Origin of the sequence: Celeribacter sp. (assembly GCF_048266405.1) — a bacterium.
In the GTDB taxonomy this organism is placed as follows: domain Bacteria; phylum Pseudomonadota; class Alphaproteobacteria; order Rhodobacterales; family Rhodobacteraceae; genus Celeribacter.
In genome coordinates this window covers 87,050-104,003 of record NZ_JBLWZO010000002.1, presented here as the reverse complement: position 1 = coordinate 104,003, position 16,954 = coordinate 87,050, and the positions used below count along the sequence as shown (strand labels likewise).

17 protein-coding genes are annotated in these 16,954 nt (G+C 58.3%); 7 read left to right on the top strand and 10 right to left on the bottom strand.

Features of this window, described 5'->3' with window-relative positions; genetic code table 11:
* The first annotated feature begins 48 nt into the window (after positions 1–48).
* A complete protein-coding gene (locus ACN0TS_RS05275; protein WP_417258290.1) occupies positions 49–807 on the top strand; it encodes a VacJ family lipoprotein in 759 nt (252 codons plus the stop codon).
* Positions 800–1,393: an MlaC/ttg2D family ABC transporter substrate-binding protein gene (locus tag ACN0TS_RS05270; RefSeq protein ID WP_417258289.1), complete on the top strand. Its 594-nt coding sequence runs from the start codon at positions 800–802 to the stop codon at positions 1,391–1,393. The genes ACN0TS_RS05275 and ACN0TS_RS05270 overlap by 8 nt, the downstream gene beginning before the upstream one ends.
* Positions 1,394–1,488: 95 nt before the next feature.
* Here the strand turns inward: ACN0TS_RS05270 and ACN0TS_RS05265 are convergent, their stop codons facing one another.
* Positions 1,489–3,666 carry a transglycosylase domain-containing protein gene (locus tag ACN0TS_RS05265; protein ID WP_417258288.1) on the bottom strand — a complete coding sequence of 726 codons (2,178 nt, stop codon included), beginning with the start codon at positions 3,664–3,666 and terminating at the stop codon, positions 1,489–1,491.
* 278 nt (positions 3,667–3,944) lie between these two features.
* Here ACN0TS_RS05265 and ACN0TS_RS05260 point away from each other — a divergent pair, with 278 nt between their 5' ends.
* The 3 genes from ACN0TS_RS05260 (at position 3,945) to ACN0TS_RS05250 (ending at position 6,593) form a co-directional block, all read left to right on the top strand.
* Positions 3,945–4,283, top strand: a complete 339-nt coding sequence (locus ACN0TS_RS05260) for a P-II family nitrogen regulator (protein ID WP_417258287.1) — start codon at positions 3,945–3,947, stop codon at positions 4,281–4,283.
* Positions 4,284–4,320: 37 nt separating this feature from the next.
* Positions 4,321–5,649: an ammonium transporter gene (locus tag ACN0TS_RS05255; RefSeq protein ID WP_417258286.1), complete on the top strand. Its 1,329-nt coding sequence runs from the start codon at positions 4,321–4,323 to the stop codon at positions 5,647–5,649.
* A 146-nt stretch (positions 5,650–5,795) separates the two neighbouring features.
* On the top strand, positions 5,796–6,593 hold the full coding sequence (locus ACN0TS_RS05250) for a hypothetical protein (RefSeq protein WP_417258285.1): 798 nt from the start codon (positions 5,796–5,798) through the stop codon (positions 6,591–6,593).
* A 63-nt stretch (positions 6,594–6,656) separates the two neighbouring features.
* Here ACN0TS_RS05250 and ACN0TS_RS05245 read toward each other — a convergent pair whose 3' ends face one another.
* The 4 genes from ACN0TS_RS05245 to dapA all read right to left on the bottom strand — a co-directional run bounded on the left by ACN0TS_RS05245 (position 6,657) and on the right by dapA (position 10,354).
* Positions 6,657–7,841, bottom strand: coding sequence for an aromatic amino acid transaminase (locus ACN0TS_RS05245; RefSeq protein WP_417258729.1), 1,185 nt, complete (start codon positions 7,839–7,841; stop codon positions 6,657–6,659).
* Complete coding sequence (gene sseA / locus ACN0TS_RS05240) at positions 7,841–8,695, bottom strand: 3-mercaptopyruvate sulfurtransferase (RefSeq protein ID WP_417258284.1); 855 nt, start codon at positions 8,693–8,695, stop codon at positions 7,841–7,843. The genes ACN0TS_RS05245 and sseA overlap by 1 nt, the downstream gene beginning before the upstream one ends.
* Before the next feature lie 85 nt (positions 8,696–8,780).
* A complete protein-coding gene (gene smpB, locus ACN0TS_RS05235; RefSeq protein WP_417258283.1) occupies positions 8,781–9,260 on the bottom strand; it encodes an SsrA-binding protein SmpB in 480 nt (159 codons plus the stop codon).
* A gap of 221 nt (positions 9,261–9,481) precedes the next feature.
* Positions 9,482–10,354, bottom strand: a complete 873-nt coding sequence (gene dapA / locus ACN0TS_RS05230) for a 4-hydroxy-tetrahydrodipicolinate synthase (RefSeq protein ID WP_417258282.1) — start codon at positions 10,352–10,354, stop codon at positions 9,482–9,484.
* A 179-nt stretch (positions 10,355–10,533) separates the two neighbouring features.
* On the opposite strand from dapA, the gene ACN0TS_RS05225 reads away from it, so the two are divergent.
* On the top strand, positions 10,534–12,474 hold the full coding sequence (locus tag ACN0TS_RS05225; RefSeq protein ID WP_417258281.1) for a lytic transglycosylase domain-containing protein: 1,941 nt from the start codon (positions 10,534–10,536) through the stop codon (positions 12,472–12,474).
* Here ACN0TS_RS05225 and ACN0TS_RS05220 read toward each other — a convergent pair.
* Both ACN0TS_RS05220 and mnmD read right to left on the bottom strand, forming a co-directional pair.
* Positions 12,461–13,363: a DMT family transporter gene (locus ACN0TS_RS05220; RefSeq protein ID WP_417258280.1), complete on the bottom strand. Its 903-nt coding sequence runs from the start codon at positions 13,361–13,363 to the stop codon at positions 12,461–12,463. The genes ACN0TS_RS05225 and ACN0TS_RS05220 overlap by 14 nt on opposite strands.
* On the bottom strand, positions 13,360–14,025 hold the full coding sequence (mnmD, locus tag ACN0TS_RS05215) for a tRNA (5-methylaminomethyl-2-thiouridine)(34)-methyltransferase MnmD (protein WP_417258279.1): 666 nt from the start codon (positions 14,023–14,025) through the stop codon (positions 13,360–13,362). The genes ACN0TS_RS05220 and mnmD overlap by 4 nt, the downstream gene beginning before the upstream one ends.
* Positions 14,026–14,102: 77 nt before the next feature.
* On the opposite strand from mnmD, the gene ACN0TS_RS05210 reads away from it, so the two are divergent.
* Positions 14,103–15,155 carry an NAD(P)/FAD-dependent oxidoreductase gene (locus tag ACN0TS_RS05210; RefSeq protein WP_417258278.1) on the top strand — a complete coding sequence of 351 codons (1,053 nt, stop codon included), beginning with the start codon at positions 14,103–14,105 and terminating at the stop codon, positions 15,153–15,155.
* 15 nt (positions 15,156–15,170) lie between these two features.
* Here ACN0TS_RS05210 and cobO read toward each other — a convergent pair whose 3' ends face one another.
* Genes cobO through ACN0TS_RS05195 form a run of 3 tightly spaced genes read right to left on the bottom strand, consistent with a single transcriptional unit; the run spans position 15,171 to position 16,873 of the window.
* Positions 15,171–15,785, bottom strand: a complete 615-nt coding sequence (gene cobO, locus ACN0TS_RS05205) for a cob(I)yrinic acid a,c-diamide adenosyltransferase (RefSeq protein ID WP_417258277.1) — start codon at positions 15,783–15,785, stop codon at positions 15,171–15,173.
* Between the two features lie 12 nt (positions 15,786–15,797).
* Complete coding sequence (locus ACN0TS_RS05200) at positions 15,798–16,514, bottom strand: LrgB family protein (protein WP_417258276.1); 717 nt, start codon at positions 16,512–16,514, stop codon at positions 15,798–15,800.
* Positions 16,511–16,873 carry a CidA/LrgA family protein gene (locus ACN0TS_RS05195; RefSeq protein ID WP_417258275.1) on the bottom strand — a complete coding sequence of 121 codons (363 nt, stop codon included), beginning with the start codon at positions 16,871–16,873 and terminating at the stop codon, positions 16,511–16,513. Before ACN0TS_RS05195 ends, ACN0TS_RS05200 begins: the two co-directional genes overlap by 4 nt.
* Positions 16,874–16,954 lie beyond the last annotated feature (81 nt).

The following is a 16,954-nucleotide window of genomic DNA, read 5'->3' as shown; positions in this document are numbered from 1 at the left end:
GCTGGCCCACCTAATGATGTCTGATTGTGGTCCAATATGTTTGCAAATATGAAAAAAATCATCTTGCCAGTCTTGCTTGCGGCGTCTCTTGCCGCATGTGCCGCGCCAGATGTTGTTGATGGTATTTCCGACCCTTATGAGCAAACGAACCGCAAAACCCATGCCATGAACCTCGCAGTCGACCGTGCCTTGGTCAAACCTGCGTCCACGGCCTATGGAACGATTGTGCCCGAACCGGTGATGCAGGGCATCACGAATGTGTCCAAAACGCTCTCCCTTCCCGGAGTGGTGGTCAACGATGTCTTGCAGTTGCGATTGGATGAGGCGGCCCACAACACCGTGCGGTTTATCGTCAACGCGACATTCGGGATCGGTGGCTTGATGGACGTTGCGGGGGCATTCGGCCTTGAAGAGCGCGACACCGATTTTGGCGAAACCCTGCACCGTTGGGGTGTGGGTGAGGGCAACTATGTCGTTTTGCCGCTCTATGGTCCCTCCACAGAACGTGATGCCTTTGGCCTTTTGGTCGATATTGCACTCGATCCCGTGTCGCTCCTTGAAACTGGTCTTGAGAAGTACAAGTTACCATTAACGGTCGCGGGTCTGGCGGACGCACGGTATCGGTATTCCGATCTTTATGAATCCGTGGCGTATGAAAGTGCCGATAGCTATTCGGTGCTGCGTTTGACCTATCTCGACAAACGCCGTTACGAATTGGTTGCCCCGCTCGGAGGCGCAAAAGACGATACAGGTGGTGCCACTGGCGGCGCTGCTGCATATGATATTTATGAGGACTTCTATGAGTGATCCCATGTTCCAACGTCGTTCGGTCCTAGCGGGTCTTTCGGCCTTCGCCCTCACGGCTCTTGCGCCGTTGCCGTCCTTTGCGTTCTCGGCGGGACAGGCCGAAACGCTTATTCAAAAGACGGTCGCGGACATCAATAAGATCATCAACTCGGGCAAATCCGAGGGGGCGATGTATGGTGACTTTGCGCGTGTGCTGTCCAAATATGCGGATGTGCCCTCCATCGCCCGCTCCGCGCTTGGCCCTGCGGCTCGTTCGGCATCGTCGTCGGAACTCAGTGCCTTTACCAAGGCGTTCCAGTCCTATCTGTCGCGAAAATACGGGTCGCGGTTCCGTGAGTTTATCGGGGGCCGTATCGAGGTGAAATCGACGCAAAAGATCAATTCGATCTATGATGTGCGCTGTATTTCTATCTTGCGTGGCGAGCCGCCCTTCGAGATTAGCTTCATCGTGCATGACGCCTCGGGGCGCTTCATTGATTTGCAGATTGAGGGCATTTCCCTGCTCAAATCCGAGCGGGCCGAGATTGGCGCGATGCTGGATAAAGCGGGCGGATCAATCTCCAAGCTGACGGCCGCGTTGCAATAGGCACACGGTCGACGGCAGCGACCTTACAATAAGAACAAGGCGCGACGGGAAACCCTCGCGCCTTGTGTCGTTTAAATGGCCCCGTTTGAAACGGATTAGTTGCCTGTCCCGAAAATCGCCCCGAGCAAATCGCGAAGCACGTTGTCTGCCTTATCCGTTTTGCGCCCGCCTGCCGTGCCAGATTGGGCGACATTAGATTGATCGGCCACCGTTGGTGGCGCGGAAGGTCGGATCATTGGCAAGGGCTTGGGGTCCACACCCGCCATGACACGCGACATGGTTTCGTGCCAGATCTCGGCAGGAAGGCCGCTACCCGTGACACCTGTCAGCGGGGTGTTATCGTCATAGCCCATCCAGACACCTGCCACATAATCGGCAGTAAAGCCCATGAACCACGCATCGCGGGCGGCTTGGGTGGTGCCAGTCTTGCCCGCCACTTCGATCCCGTCGAGTTGTGCGCGTCGCCCCGTGCCGTTCTGGACGACGTTATACATCATGTAGATGAGCTCTTGGGCGCTTTCGGGCGTGATGACCCGCTCGCCCAGACCGCCGTCTTGGCCCATTAGCGGGGTGTTGTCGCCTTTGAGACGCAGCGATTTCAACCCGTAAGGTGTCACGGAGGAGCCGCCGTTCAGAATGCCCGCATAGGCTCCGGTCATTTCCAGAAGCGTTGATTCCGATGCTCCGAGCGCCAGTGCCGGCCCCTGCGCCAGATCGCTTTCGATGCCGAACATTTCCGCGACCGTGCGCACGTTCTCTAGCCCCACATCTACCGCGAGCTTTACGGCAGGAATGTTGAAACTGTTGCGCAAGGCATCAGTGAGGGTCACGGCTCCGTGGAATTTGCGGTCGTAGTTTTGCGGTGTCCATGGCCCTGATCCGGGAATGTCGAGCGTCAAAGGCTCATCCATAATTACGCTGTCATATGACCATCCCAGATCAAGAGCCGCTGCATAGACAAAGGGTTTGAATGCTGAGCCAGGTTGACGGCGGGCTTGGGTGGCGCGGTTGAAGGCGCCAGAAACCTTGAGCTTGCGTCCGCCGACCATAGCGCGCACCGCTCCGTCTGCGCTCATCACGACGATTGCAGCCTGTGCCTTTGACCCTGCGCGGACCTTGTTCTCGAAGATATAGGTCAGAGCCTCTTCGGCGGCGGTTTGGATGCGTTGGTCCAATGTGGTGTCAATCACCACATCCTCGGTGGTGTCGCGGGTCAGGAAGTCTGGACCTGCTCCCATTACCCAATCCGCGAAATATCCGCCCGCGCGTTTCTCGGCGGTCTCGGAAAGCTCGGCGGGATGGGCCTTGGCCTCGGCGCGTTCGGCGTCGGTGATAAATCCCTGTTGGTTCATCAAAAGCAACACAATGCCCGCACGCTCTTGGGAGCGTTTAAGGTTGTTCGTCGGCGCATAGCGCGAGGGCGCCGTCAGAAGACCCGCAAGCATGGCGCTTTCTGCGATATTCACCTCGGCGGCGGATTTGCCGAAATACCGTTGGGCTGCGGCTTCAAACCCGTTGGCCCCTGCACCAAGATAGGCGCGGTTCATGTAAATCGAGAGAATTTCATCTTTGGAATAACGAGCCTCCATCGCCATTGCATAGACGACTTCCTTGAGCTTGCGCGCGATGGTGCCTTGTCGGCAGTCAGCCTCATAGGCGGTTTGGCTTTCCCATTCTGTTGGGTCGTAGGGCACGCCGAGGCAGAGCAGCTTTGCCGTCTGTTGCGTGAGTGTCGAACCGCCGTGACCCGACAAAGGGCCGCGCCCTTCGCTCAGGTTAATTTTGATAGCTGAGGCGATGCCGCGGGGAGAGACGCCAAAGTGCTTGTAGAACCGACGGTCCTCGGTGGCCACAATGGCGTTCTTGAGGTGGGGCGACACGGTGTCGGCGGTGATCTGTCCGCCGAACTGTTCGCCGCGCCATGCAAAAATAGACCCGTTGCGATCCAGTAGCGTGACCGACCCACGCGCGCGCCCGTCGAGTAAGTCGGTGACGGGAGGCAGGGTCGTGTAGATGTAGCCGACAGACAGGCCCAAGATGAGCGCAACGACAAGCGCGGTGCGCGAGATGATGATCCACAGCGCCCGCAATATCCACCGTACAAACCCAACGACAACGCGCACGACAAAGGGCTGCGTGCTTTTGCGTTTCGGGGCGCGGCGCGCCTTCTTTGTGGTGGCGCGTTTCGCTTTCGGTTTGGGGCTCGTCTTGTTGGTCGCTTTGTAGCGACGTTCAGCGACAAGTTTCCCCCGTCCGCGTTTTTGTCCTGTCATGTGCTCTGCTCGGCTGCTTTTTGCGGTCTGAGCCGCGTTTACCTGTGGTTACAATACAAAGACAAGCCGCGAATGTAGAGGCCCTTGAGTCGGTCACGTCCTTCGTTTTTAGCTTAAAAAATAATCTTAGCGCACAAATTGTATAATTTTTGGGCAGAAATGCCTGTTTCTGAGTCGCTTACCCCCCCAGGTTTTCTTGTTAACACGCGATCGCCGCCCTTTGGTGAGCCATGGCTGCCGCTGGAGGCAGGCGCCCGCTCAATCGGAAGGGGAATAACGTGAAACTGATTATTGCTGCAATCAAGCCGTTCAAGCTTGAAGAGGTCCGCGAAGCACTCACCACCATCGGTGTTCGTGGAATGATGGTGACAGAGATCAAGGGCTTCGGCTCGCAATCTGGTCACACCGAAATCTATCGTGGCGCTGAATACGCCGTGAATTTCGTACCAAAGGTCAAACTGGAAATCGTGGTTGCAGACGCCATGGCTGACCAAGTTGTTGAAACCATCGCCACCACCGCCAAGACCGACAAGATCGGCGACGGCAAGATTTTTGTCCTCGACGTGGAAGGCGCTGTGCGCGTCCGTACCGGCGAGATCAACGACGACGCTGTTTAATCCGCGCGCCTTTAAGAGACGAAAAGGACTTTCCAAGATGAAACTCACCAAACTCATTCCAGCCTCAGTGGTCGCCTCTGCGCTTCCCCTTGTGGCTTTTGCTCAAGACGCCGAGGTGGCTGCGCCCACGTTCGACGAAATCGGCCCGTATATCCTGACCACCCTGTTGTTCCTCATCGGCGGCTTCCTCGTCATGTGGATGGCCGCAGGTTTTGCAATGCTCGAAGCGGGCCTCGTGCGCTCCAAGAACGTCGCAACACAGCTCACTAAAAACGTCGCCCTCTTCGCGATTGCCTCTGTCATGTACTGGCTCATCGGCTTCAACCTGATGTATCCGGGCGAGTGGATGATCGAAGGGATCATGGGGCCGTGGTTCTCCACAACCTCGCTTGAGCCTGTCGGCCTCGCTGCCGCCGATGCATCGCTCGACTATGCATCTGTTGCTTCCGACTTCTTCTTCCAGTTGATGTTCTGTGCGACCACCGCGTCCATCGTATCCGGTACACTCGCCGAGCGCATCAAACTGTGGCCGTTCCTCATCTTCACCGCGATCCTGACTGGTGTGATCTACCCGATCGAAGCATCCTGGCAGTGGGGCGGCGGCTTCTTGTCCGAGATGGGTTTCTCTGACTTCGCAGGCTCGACCCTTGTTCACGCCGCAGGTGGCTTCGCTGCCCTCGCAGGTGCCCTTGTTCTCGGCCCACGTATCGGTAAATTCAAAGATGGCAAAGTACACCCTATGCCAGGTTCCAACCTTGCGCTTGCTACTCTCGGTACGTTCATCCTGTGGCTCGGTTGGTTCGGCTTTAACGGTGGCTCGCAGCTTGCTGCTGGTACAGTTGGCGACATCACCGACGTTGGCCGCATCTTTGCAAACACCAACATGGCCGCAGCCTCTGGCGCTCTCGTCGCTCTGATCCTGACCCAACTCGTCTACGGTAAAGTCGACCTGACGATGGTTCTTAACGGCGCTCTCGCTGGCCTCGTGTCCATCACCGCAGAACCTCTCGCTCCTTCGCTTCTGATGTCCTTGATCATCGGTGGTATCGGCGGTGCGATCGTGGTCTTCGCAGTCCCTGCACTCGACAAGATGAAAATCGACGATGTTGTCGGTGCGATCCCTGTCCACCTCGTCGCTGGTATCTGGGGCACCCTCGCGGTTCCGCTCACCAATGATGGCACGTCCTTCATGACACAGCTCATCGGTGTCGTTGTTATCGGCTTGTTCGTCTTCGTTGTCTCCCTGATCGTCTGGGTGATCCTCAAATCAACAATGGGCATCCGCGTCTCCGAAGAATCCGAGATCACAGGTCTCGATAAAGCGGAACTCGGCATGGAAGCCTACCCAGAGTTCAGCAACGGCTGATCTCGATCTGATCCTCCCATAAAACAAACCCGGGCAAGCAATTGCCCGGGTTTTTCGTTTCTTTACCAATGAGGTGGCGGGCGGAAACGAAATCTCAACCATGTTGATCCAAAGTGCAGACAATTGTCCCGTCTCCCGAGGATCACATGACACGCAAGAATTGCGCTTTCACTCTCGTCGCCGCCGTCGCCTTTGCGGCCTCTGCACAGGCAGAGCCAATGTCTTTACTCTCGGGCAATGTGCTGCCGCGTGCGGCGGCGAGCCTTATGGCCGCATCCCCCCGTCCATTACCCGTCTCTTTTCGCGAAACCGAACCCCGTAGTCCGAGCCTGTTTGCGGGTCGCGAGAAAGGCACGTTTTTCGCCCCTCTCCCTCCGCGTGAGGACGTCGCGCCCAAGCGCCCCTCCGTCGGTTTGGCGCATATGAAACCCGTCAAAGATATCGAATGCATCCGCCACATCATCGGACGTGCGGAATCGCGGGCGGATGGCTATGACGCCGTGCAGCACGGAGCAAAAATCAAACCACCCAAGCGGCCCGCGGCTATGACCCTTGGTGAAATTTTTGCGTGGATCAAAGACACGCCCGGTCAACCGCACGCCATTGGGCGTTATCAGTTTATCCCTAAAACACTGGCGCGCGTGGTCACGGAGTTGGACCTCGGTCCTGATGTTGTCTTTTCCCCCGCCATTCAGGACCGGCTATCCAATGTGTTGTTGGAGGAGGCGGGCCTGGAGGCCGTGCGGCTCGGCGCGATTTCTCGCAAGACCTTCATGAACAACCTCGCAAAGATCTGGGCGGGGCTGCCCACATCAAGTGGCAAGTCCTACTATCACGGTCATGCGGGCAACCGCGCCACGGTGACATGGGCGGAGTTCGACCGCGCACTGGCCCAAGTCTTCCCCGACAAGATCGCACAAAACGACGTGTCGGAGAAAGAATAGGCCGCATCAATGCAAAACGGCGCCCCGAAAGGCGCCGCTTGTTTGAACGTATAACGTAGATCGTTACTTGCAGGTCTTCGCTACTGCCGTGGCCAAGAGCGGCACGGTGTCGGCATTGAGGCCTGCAATATTCAGACGGCTGTCGCCTACCATGTAGATGCCGAAATCCTTGCGGATTTGCATGACTTCCTCCGGGGTGGCGCCGATCCGCGAGAACATGCCGCGGTGCTGTGCGACGAAATCGAACCGGTCGGAATTCGTCTGTTTGCGCAACTCTTCGGCAAGCTGCGTGCGCAGGCCGAGCATCCCCAATCGGACCTCTTCCAGTTCTGCCATCCAATCCGCTTTCAGCACCTCGTCATTGAGGATCATCGTCACCAGACGCGCGCCGTGGTCAGGCGGGAAGGAATAGTTTTGACGGTTGAGGAAGTTCAGCGTGCCCTGTGTCACAGCTGTGTTTTCCGCCGTTTCCGACATTGCCATGAGACAGCCCGCACGTTCGCGGTAAATGCCGAAGTTCTTGGAACACGACGCAGCGATGAGCATTTCGGGCAGCTTGGTGGCCAACAGGCGCGTGGCTGCGGCGTCTTCTTCGAGACCGTCACCGAAACCTTGGTAGGCAATATCGACAAGGGCGATTGCACCCTTTTCCACGAGCAGATCAGCAACTGCGCCAAACTGGTCCAAGGTCAGATTTGCGCCCGTCGGGTTGTGACAGCACCCGTGCAGCAGTACCATGTCGCCCGCTTGAACACCCTTGAGGCTGTCCATCATAGCATCGAAATCAACGGTACAGGTCGCCGCGTCGAAATAGGCGTATTCCTTGTTGTTCATTCCCATGAACTTGAGAATCGACAGGTGGTTCGGCCATGTCGGGTTCGACGTCCAAACGGTGCCCTCGGGATTGGCGAGCTTCATTAGTTCAAATGCCTGACGGATCGCGCCTGTTCCGCCTGGTGTCGCAATCGCGCCGACGCGGGCATGATCCACACTGCCGGCCAGAACAAGTGATTTCATCGCAGCGCCAAACGCGGGATCACCCGACAGAGCGGTGTAGGATTTTGTTGTCTCGTTGGCCCAGAGTTGTTTCTCGGCGGCTTTGACGGCGCGCATGATGGGGGTGTTGCCCGAGGCATCTTTGTAGACGCCGACGCCAAGGTCGATCTTTGTATCGCGCGGGTCCTCGCGGTAGAGCGCCATGAGCTCGAGAATTTTGTCTGCGGGTTGTGGTTTGAGTGTGTTCAGCATCATGCTTCTCCGGTTGCGACGCGAAGGTCGCTATACATGCCCCATTCCGCCCAGCTGCCATCGTAAAGTGCGTGTTTCACTCCGATGCGCTCAAGCGCGAGACTCAGGATTGCGGCGGTTGTCCCCGACCCGCAGGTCGTGATCGCCGGTTTCGTCAGATCGACTCCTGCGCTCTCGAAAATGAGGCGCATTTCGCCGGGATTTTTCATCGTGCCGTTGCTGTCCAACAGGGCGGAGAATGGTACGTTACGGGAATTGGGGATGTGACCAGAGCGTAGACCCGCACGGGGTTCGGGTGCTTCGCCCTTGAACCTGTCGGCGGGACGCGCGTCGATGATGACATGATCGCCAAGTTTGGACGAAGCCGCCACTTGCGTGACGTCGCGCACCAGTTCAGGCCGCTCGTTCGGCACCATATGACGGTCGCGGATCACAGGAGGTTCGGCGGTGACTTCGCGGCCTTCGCGCACCCATTTTGGCAGGCCGCCATCAAGAACGGCGACATTGTCCTGACCGAAGTATTTGAACATCCACCACACGCGGGGCGCAGAGAAAATGCCCATGCCGTCATAAACGATCACCTGATGACCGTCACCGATTCCAAGGGCGCGCATGCGCGACATGAATTTTTCGACGGGAGGCAGCATATGGGGCAGATCACTACGGGCGTCGCACACATCGTCGATGTCGACGAAGCGGGCACCCGGAATGTGCGCTGCGGTATATTCCGCCTTCGGGTCACGGTTCATATGGGGCAGATACCAACTCGCATCGATCAAACGCAGATCGGGAGACTTGAGGTTATCAGCCAACCAGCTGGTGGACACGAGAGTTTTGGGATCTGACTGTGGCATTGACCCTACGATACATAGCTATAAACGCGTCTCCTGCCATATCGTTTGGGCCCGCCATACGCAAGCAAAGCGTTACAAAAGTGCGTTATTCGCCCCTGCGCAGCAACCGTTGCTGCTGGCGACCCCAATCGCGCTTGGCTTCGGTGGCGCGTTTGTCGTGGTTCTTTTTCCCCTTGGCGATGCCAAGTTTGATCTTCACGCGGCCTTTATGGTTGAAATACATCACCAACGGGACGAGCGTCATACCCTGACGGCCTGTAGCCTGAGCAAGCCGTGCCAATTCGCGTTTTGACACCAACAGCTTGCGCTTGGCGCGTTCTTCGTGAGGGAACATCGCCTGTTGGTAGGGCGCGATATAGGAGTTGGTGAGGAACAACTCGCCATCATCAATGGAGGCATAGCTCTCCGCGATGTTGGATTGACCCACGCGAAGGGATTTCACTTCGGACCCCGACAACACGATGCCGCATTCTATGTCATCCTCGATGGCATAGTCGTAGCGTGCGCGCCGATTTTCAGCGATCACCTTGTAGTTCTTGTCTTCGGGGGTCTGTTTCTTTGCCATGGTGCAGATGCAGATAAGGTGTCCGTGCGCTCATGTCCACTAGCGCAGGTCGCAAAGACCGCAGTATGGTCTGGAAAATATGCTCGGAGCGTAGATGTTTCCCCAAATCTTCTGCGGGGCGGCTGTGATCCTGTTGTCTCTTTCCGTGGTCGCCGACTGAAACGGTCGGCATGAAAAAGGGGGCCGTGGCCCCCTTTGATGTCGTTCTGTGGCAATGGCGTTTAGAGCAGGCCTGCGACCTCCATCGCGGCTTTGATCTGCGCCTTGGTACTGTCTGACAGTGGGGTGAGCGGCAAGCGCACCTCGTCGGAACACAGACCCAACAGCGACATGGCATATTTCACGCCACACACACCGGGCTCCGCGAAGATTGCGATATGCAGCGGCATGAGTTTGTCGGTCAATTCAAGCGCCAAGGCATAATCGCCCGCCAATGTGGCCTCTTGCACCTGAGCGCAGAGCTTTGGCGCAACGTTGGCGGTGACGGAGATGCAGCCGACACCCCCTTGCGCGTTGTAGCCCACGGCAGTGGGATCTTCGCCAGAGACCTGAATGAAGTCGGTGCCACATGTCAGGCGCGTCTTGCCAACTCGGGCAAGGTCGCCTGTGGCATCTTTAACACCGACAATGCGCGGCAGTTTGGCAAGCTCGCCCATCGTTTCGGGGCTCATGTCGATGACCGAACGACCGGGAATGTTGTAGATGATGATCGGAATATCCGCCGCATCGTGTAGCGCGGTGTAATGCGCGATCAGGCCTTTTTGCGTTGGCTTGTTGTAATAGGGCGTTACCACCAATGCGGCATCAGCCCCGACACGCGCAGCATGTTGGATCAGACCCAAGCCCTCGGCGGTGTTGTTGGAGCCTGCCCCCGCAATCACGGGAATACGCCCTGCGACGGTCTCGACAACGACCTCGATCACCTCTTGATGTTCGGCATGGGTCAAGGTGGGGCTTTCGCCTGTCGTGCCTACAGGGACAAGACCGTGCGAGCCCTGTTCGATGTGCCATTCGACAAGCTTCTTGAGCGTATCAATGTCCAGTTTGCCGTTTTTAAACGGCGTCACCAGTGCAGGAATGGATCCTTTGATCATGATGCGCTCCTTTGCGTCTTAGAGTGGGCGTGAGTCGCCCGTTTGCTTTCTGGCGGAAACTAGCCGCCTTCGCGCATAATGCCAAGAATGTGTCTTGCGCCATCTTCGCCCTGCGCTACCCTCGTGGCAAATGCGCACCTAAGCCGCAGTCCAATTGATAGAGCAGATATAGAACCCATATGCCCCAAATGAATGTCATTAAAACAGTTTGGATCGCTTCCGCCCTGTCGGCGATGGGGCTGTGCGCCTCTGCGTCTCCCGAATCGGACGCTCTGGTTGCAGCGACGGAATTGCGCCAATCCGGCGACTGGCAGGGGGCGCGGACCACCGCCACAGGTGTCGGGCGCGATATTATTGAATGGCAATATCTGCGGGCGGGCAAGGGCAGCTTTGACGAATGCACCGCGTTTCTGGAGCGCAATAGTGACTGGCCCGGCTTGCCGCTTTTAGCGCAAAAATGCGAGGCGTCTATTTCCGATGCGGTGAACCCGCGCGTTGTGGTTGCCTTTTTCGACGCCTACCCACCGCAAACGGGGGCGGGAACAGTGGCGCTCACCCGTGCCTATCAACTGACAGGGGCGGACGGCGATGCGCAGGCACAGGCCGTGATCGCATGGCAGACCCTCGTGTTGGACGCCGAAAGCGAAAGCCATTTGCTCACGCATTTCCCGACACAGATCGTGCCCCATAACCCCGATCGCGCTCGTATGTTGATGTGGCAGGGCAAATTCGATGATGCCGCCCGTCTCGTCCCATATCTGCCTGAGGGTTGGGCGGAGCTGATTGATGCTGTCACGCGGCTTGACGGGGATTCGAATGGCGTGGATGCCGCGATTGAGGCTGTTCCTGCGGCGCTCGCGAATGAGCCGATATTGGCATTCGAGCGGTTTGAATGGCGCGCCCGTAAGGGGCGTTATGACGATGCGGTGACGCTCTTGCTGCAACGCTCCACCTCCCGTGACGGCTTGGGCAACCCCGAGGCATGGGGAGATCGCCGTCGGTCTCTGGCCCGTCAAATGATGCGCGATGGCAAGGCACAGATTGCCTATTCTGCCGCCTCCCGCCATTTCCTCTCTCCCGAGGAAGATCACTACGCCGATCTTGAATGGCTCGCGGGCTATATCGCGCTGCGGTATCTTGATGATCCGTTGACAGCCCTCGATCATTTCAACCGCTTCCGCGTTGCGGTGGCGACCCCGATCTCTTTGGGCCGCGCAGGCTATTGGGAAGGCCGCGCCTTGGAGGCGATGGGAGCCAAAGATGATGCGCTTGCGGCCTACACATTTGGCGCGCAGTTCCAGACATCCTTCTACGGGTTGCTCGCTGCCGAACGGGCGAGCCTGCCGCTTGACCCCGCTCTGACAGGGGAGGCACGGTTTGCCGATTACAAAGAGGCCGCGTTCATGTCCTCCTCTGTGCTCAAAGCCGCGCTACTTTTTGAAGAGGCAGGGGATTTACCACAGGCCGCACGGTTCATGCGTCATTTGGGTGAAAGCCTGACACCGCAGGAATTGGGCCAACTGTCCGACCTCGCGTTGGACCACCACCCCTATCTCGCTGTGCTTGTCGCGAAATTCGCCGCCGATCAGGGCATAGTCCTCAATCGCGCCTATTACCCACTGCATGATCTGGCCAAGGCCGACCTGCCCGTCAAACCCGAACTGGCGCTGTCCATCGCGCGGCGCGAAAGCGAGTTCTATGCGCAGGCCCGCTCCTATGTTGGCGCGCGCGGGTTGATGCAGTTGATGCCGCGCACGGGTGAGGCGATGGCCGCCAAGCTCGGAATCGAGGGGTTCGTCGAGAGCGATTTGACCGATCCTGTTCTGAACGCCCGCCTTGGCTCAGCTTATCTGGCGCAACTGATTGAGGAATTCGGCAATAATCTACCGCTTGTGGCGGTGGGCTATAACGCGGGGCCAACCCGTGCCCGCGACTGGATCGAACGCTACGGCGATCCACGCAGCGGCAAGATCGACCCTGTTGACTGGATCGAACACATCCCGTTTCGCGAGACCCGCAATTATGTGATGCGTGTGGCCGAAAGCGTCCCCGTGTATCATGCCCGCCTGACAGGTGACACGCGCACCATCACGCTCTCAAAAGACCTCAAGTCGCGTTAGATCGTCCTGCACGGTTTTCGCGCCGCGCCACCATCTGGGCACGGATCAGAGCGAATAGGCCCGCCCCCACGACGATCCCTGTGCCAATAGCGACATTCATGCGAATGATGTCGCCAAAGAACACCACGCCCACCCCTGAGGCAAAGACCAGTTGTAGATAGGCAAAGGGTTGGATGGCCGAGGCTTCCGACAATTCATAAGCGCGGATCAACAGGTAGTGACCGAGAATCGCGGAGGCGCCGAGCGTCAACATCCATGCCCAATCTGTGGGCCTCATCGGCTCCCAGAACCACACGCCGATCAGCGTCATGACGACAGCCCCCGAGATGCCCGTGTAAAAGAACGTCACCGCAGCGGGATCTTTGCGCGAGACATAGCGGTTGAGCAGCCCGTAGAGCGCGAACATCGTCGCGGAGCCAAGCGGGAAAATCGCTGCTGGCGAGAACACGCCACTGCCGGGCATGAGGATAATCATCACGCCGACAAAGCCGATCGCGACCGACATCCATCGCCGCCACCCGACCCGCTCGCCAAGGATCGGGCCCGATAGCGCGGTGATGATCAGTGGATAGATCGCAAACATCGCGTGGCTCTCGACTAGGCCGAGTTTGACAAAACCGATCACCATAACGATGACCTCAAGAGCCAAAAGAGCGCCACGGAAAAACTGCAACTTGGGCTGTGCGGATCGCGCCGCGTGACGTAACCCGCCCGCGTGACGTGCGGACCAGACAATGACAAAGGCCGCGAAAATCCAGTAGCGGATCATGATGACCATAAAGACGTTGTATTGCCCTGCGAGATGACGCGACAGGCCGTCTTGGAGGGCAAAGAGGAGCATCGTGAACACCATGATGATGATGCCCAAACGTGGGTTCTGCGGCGTCATGTCTTTGTGCCCCTGCTCATATGTCGTTTGCGTCCATAGCCCGTGACCCGCTCCACGGCAAAGCCTGCATCTGTGAGTTTGCGACGCACGTGTCCTGCCGCCGTGTAAGTGGCGAATGTGCCGCCCGTGGCGGTGTGTTGGCCGACTGCCTGCATGAGGTCGTCGCCCCAAAGTTCCGGATTTTTTTGCGGTGAAAACCCGTCGAGAAACCATGCGTCTGCCTGCTCGCCCCACGCCGCAAGTGTTTCGCGGGCGTCTCCGATGATGACCTCGACCGTGACATGGCCCACGGTGAACTTGCGTTCGCCCTTTGCCCATGCGTCCAGAAATGACGCGGCGATGGGTTGGACCTCGGGAAAGGCACCGAGTGATGTGGCGATGTCCGCGGCGGTCATCGGAAAGGCCTCAAATGAGGTAAAGCGGATCGGCTCCGGCCCCTCCCACATCAGGGCAAGCGCGAGCATGTTCAGGCCCGTGCCAAAACCCAATTCGGCCACATGAAAACCCGCTCTGAGGCGCGCAGGCAAATCATTGCCCGCCAAAAACACATGCCGCGATTCCTCAAGCCCCGAAGCGATTGAGAAATACGGATCGTCGAATTGCGTCGAGACAGGGATAGCCCCGTCCCGCCATTCGATGCGGGCTGTCTGGTTGTCGGGCATGGGATGTCTTATGAGATGTGTAACGTTGCCCCGATCCTGCGGGTGTGCGTCACGAAGTGCAATGGGCAAAAGTGCAAATGGGCAAAGCAGATATAACGATCTACGGGGCGGGCGCATTCGGTCTGTCATGCGGGTATGAAGCAGCAAAGCGCGGCGCAAAGGTGCGTGTCATCGACCCCTTTGGTGTGGGTGCGGGCTCCTCTGGTGGTGTGGTCGGCGCTCTTGCACCACACACTCCGGAGCGGTGGAATGACAAGAAAGAGTTCCAGTTCAACAGCCTGATCATGGCCCGCGATTACTGGCCCACGGTTGAGGAAACGGGTGGTGTGTCATCGGGCTATGGCCGCACAGGCCGGCTGCAAGCGGTGCAAAACCCGCGCCAGTTGGAGCTTGCCCATCAGCGCACGACAGAGGCCACTACGCTTTGGCGCGGATTGGCCTCGTGGTCGGTGTTGGACGCCGATGGTGTCGCAGCACGGTTTTCGGGGTGGGTGCCCGATAGTCCCACGGGCTACTGGATTTTTGACGACCTCTCCGCACGGCTCAATCCTGCGCGGGCCTGTGCGTCACTGGCCGCAGCGATTACCGCGTTGGGTGGGGAGATTGTGGAAGCAGGCGAGGAGGACGGTCACGTGATCCATGCGAGCGGTTGGGCAGGGCTTAAATCGCTCAATGCCACCTTCGAGCGCGAGGTTGGTAACGGTGTGAAGGGGCAGGCGATCTTGCTTGATCTGGATATGCGCGACGCTCCGCAAATCTACGCGGAAAGCCTCCACATCATTCCACACGCCGATGGCACCACGGCGATTGGGTCAACGTCCGAGCGTGAGTTTGACAGCCCCGACCAGACCGATGAACTGGCTGACGATCTACTGGCCCGCGCGATCATTGCGCTGCCCCAACTGGCGCATGCCCGCGAGATCAAGCGATGGGCGGGCGTGCGTCCGCGTGCGAAATCCCGTGCGCCGATGTTGGGCGCATGGCCTGACCGCGCGGGGCATTTCATCGCCAATGGCGGGTTCAAGATCGGCTTCGGGATGGCCCCGCTCGCCGCCCAAGGTCTGATTGATCTGATCCTTGAGGGGCGCGATACCATCCCTGAGGCGTTCAAGGTCGAGGCGAGTTTGTAGCGGCGTGGGCCGCTCTTAAAACTCGACGCCTTTCTGGGCTTTGACACCTGCGCGGAACGGGTGCTTGATCAACTCCATTTCGGTGACGAGATCGGCAATTTCGATCAATTCCTCTTTGGCGTTGCGCCCCGTCAACACGACATGGGTGAGCGGTGGCTTTTCGGTCTTGAGGAACGTCACTACGTCGTTGATGTCGATATAGTCATAGCGTAGCGCGATGTTGATCTCGTCGAGCAGAACCATGCGGTTCTCGGGGTTGCGGATCAGTTCCTTGGCTTTTTCCCATGCGGCCTGCGCCATTTCGATGTCGCGGGCCTTGTCTTGGGTCTCCCAAGTGAAGCCTTCACCCATCGTGTAGAACTCGCACAGATCGGGGAATTTTGCGGTGATCAGATCGCGTTCGCCGCAATCCATGCCGCCCTTGATGAACTGCACAACGCCAGATTTCATCTCATGGGCAATGCAGCGGAAAATCATGCCGAAGGCGGCGGAGGACTTACCCTTGCCCTTGCCCGTATGGACGATGATCAGCCCCTTTTCGTCGATCTTTGTGGCCATGATTTTATCACGGGCGGCTTTCTTCTTGGCCATTTTGGTGGCGTGGCGCGCGTGGTCATTGGTGTCGGTCATAGGGAAGACTCCTTAGAGAAAAATCTGGACAAAGACGGGCGCAAGGAGCGCCGTTAGAATGGCATTCAGCACCATGCCGATGCCCGCAAAGGCACCCGCTGTTCCGTGGCATTCAAAGGCGCGAGCGGTGCCGATCCCGTGGGCTGCAACTCCCGTGGCAAAGCCGCGCCCGCGAAAGTCGCGCACCCCGAGCAGGTTGTTGACGGGCGTGGTGACAATCGCACCAATAACGCCCGTGATCAGGACGAGCGCGACGGTGAGCGTGGGCAGGCCGCCAATGGCCTCAGAAACGCCAATGGCCACGGGTGAGGTGGCGGATTTGGGAACGAGCGAGATAAGCACCTCGCCGCGCAACCCCATCGCGGCCCCGATTGCGACGGCCGAGGCCATTGCGACGAAAGAACCGACAAAGAGAGCGGCCAAAAGCGGCACGGCGGACGCTTTCACCTTTTGCCAGTTCTGCCAAAGCGGAATGGCCAAGGCGACAGTCGCAGGTCCAAGCATGAAGTGGATAAACTGCGCCCCTTCAAAATAGGTGCGGTAGCTTGTGTCGGTCAGGGTCAGCAGCGTCGAGAGCAGGACCATCGAGATGAGCACAGGGTTCACATAGGGCTTGTTGCCCGACAGGCGAAACAACCCGTCTCCGATGAGAAAGGCAATGATCGTGGCGGTAAGCCAGAGCAATTGCCCCTCTGCGAGGTAGGACCAGATATCGAGAATATCGGTCATTGCGGCGTCTCGTCGGGCTGCCCCATAGCGCGGCCGACGTATTTGAACGTCAAAGACCCCGCGCCAATGGCGAGAATGGTGGAGCCGAGCAAGGCTGCGGCGAGGGGCAGGCCGATCTCGGACATCTGGTCAAAATACTGGATGATGCCAACGCCCGCAGGGACAAAGAGCAACGACAGGTAGGAGAGAACCTTTGTCGCGGTGCCTTCGATCTGTTTGCCAACATTCGGACGCACCACCAACAGAACCGTGAGCAGGATCATACCAATCACAGGGCCGGGCAGACGCAGTGCGAACACGCGCGCGATGATTTCGCCCAAAAGCTGAAAGCCTAAAAACAGTCCCAGATGAAAGATCATTCGCGCCCTCCCTTTGCGGCTATAGTCGCAGTGCAACGGGACGACAGCAAGAGCGCAAACGCAGTCACGCAAAAAGGGCGC

Bases quoted from the DNA above. Each gene is read 5' to 3' on its own strand.
- ACN0TS_RS05275 (WP_417258290.1), top strand. From the start codon at position 49: ATGAAAAAAATCATCTTGCCAGTCTTGCTTGCGGCGTCTCTTGCCGCA.
- ACN0TS_RS05270 (WP_417258289.1), top strand. From the start codon at position 800: ATGAGTGATCCCATGTTCCAACGTCGTTCGGTCCTAGCGGGTCTTTCG.
- ACN0TS_RS05265 (WP_417258288.1), bottom strand. From the start codon at position 3,666: ATGACAGGACAAAAACGCGGACGGGGGAAACTTGTCGCTGAACGTCGC.
- ACN0TS_RS05255 (WP_417258286.1), top strand. From the start codon at position 4,321: ATGAAACTCACCAAACTCATTCCAGCCTCAGTGGTCGCCTCTGCGCTT.
- ACN0TS_RS05250 (WP_417258285.1), top strand. From the start codon at position 5,796: ATGACACGCAAGAATTGCGCTTTCACTCTCGTCGCCGCCGTCGCCTTT.
- ACN0TS_RS05245 (WP_417258729.1), bottom strand. From the start codon at position 7,841: ATGCTGAACACACTCAAACCACAACCCGCAGACAAAATTCTCGAGCTC.
- sseA (WP_417258284.1), bottom strand. From the start codon at position 8,695: ATGCCACAGTCAGATCCCAAAACTCTCGTGTCCACCAGCTGGTTGGCT.
- smpB (WP_417258283.1), bottom strand. From the start codon at position 9,260: ATGGCAAAGAAACAGACCCCCGAAGACAAGAACTACAAGGTGATCGCT.
- dapA (WP_417258282.1), bottom strand. From the start codon at position 10,354: ATGATCAAAGGATCCATTCCTGCACTGGTGACGCCGTTTAAAAACGGC.
- ACN0TS_RS05225 (WP_417258281.1), top strand. From the start codon at position 10,534: ATGCCCCAAATGAATGTCATTAAAACAGTTTGGATCGCTTCCGCCCTG.
- ACN0TS_RS05220 (WP_417258280.1), bottom strand. From the start codon at position 13,363: ATGACGCCGCAGAACCCACGTTTGGGCATCATCATCATGGTGTTCACG.
- mnmD (WP_417258279.1), bottom strand. From the start codon at position 14,025: ATGCCCGACAACCAGACAGCCCGCATCGAATGGCGGGACGGGGCTATC.
- ACN0TS_RS05210 (WP_417258278.1), top strand. From the start codon at position 14,103: ATGGGCAAAGCAGATATAACGATCTACGGGGCGGGCGCATTCGGTCTG.
- cobO (WP_417258277.1), bottom strand. From the start codon at position 15,785: ATGACCGACACCAATGACCACGCGCGCCACGCCACCAAAATGGCCAAG.
- ACN0TS_RS05200 (WP_417258276.1), bottom strand. From the start codon at position 16,514: ATGACCGATATTCTCGATATCTGGTCCTACCTCGCAGAGGGGCAATTG.
- ACN0TS_RS05195 (WP_417258275.1), bottom strand. From the start codon at position 16,873: ATGATCTTTCATCTGGGACTGTTTTTAGGCTTTCAGCTTTTGGGCGAA.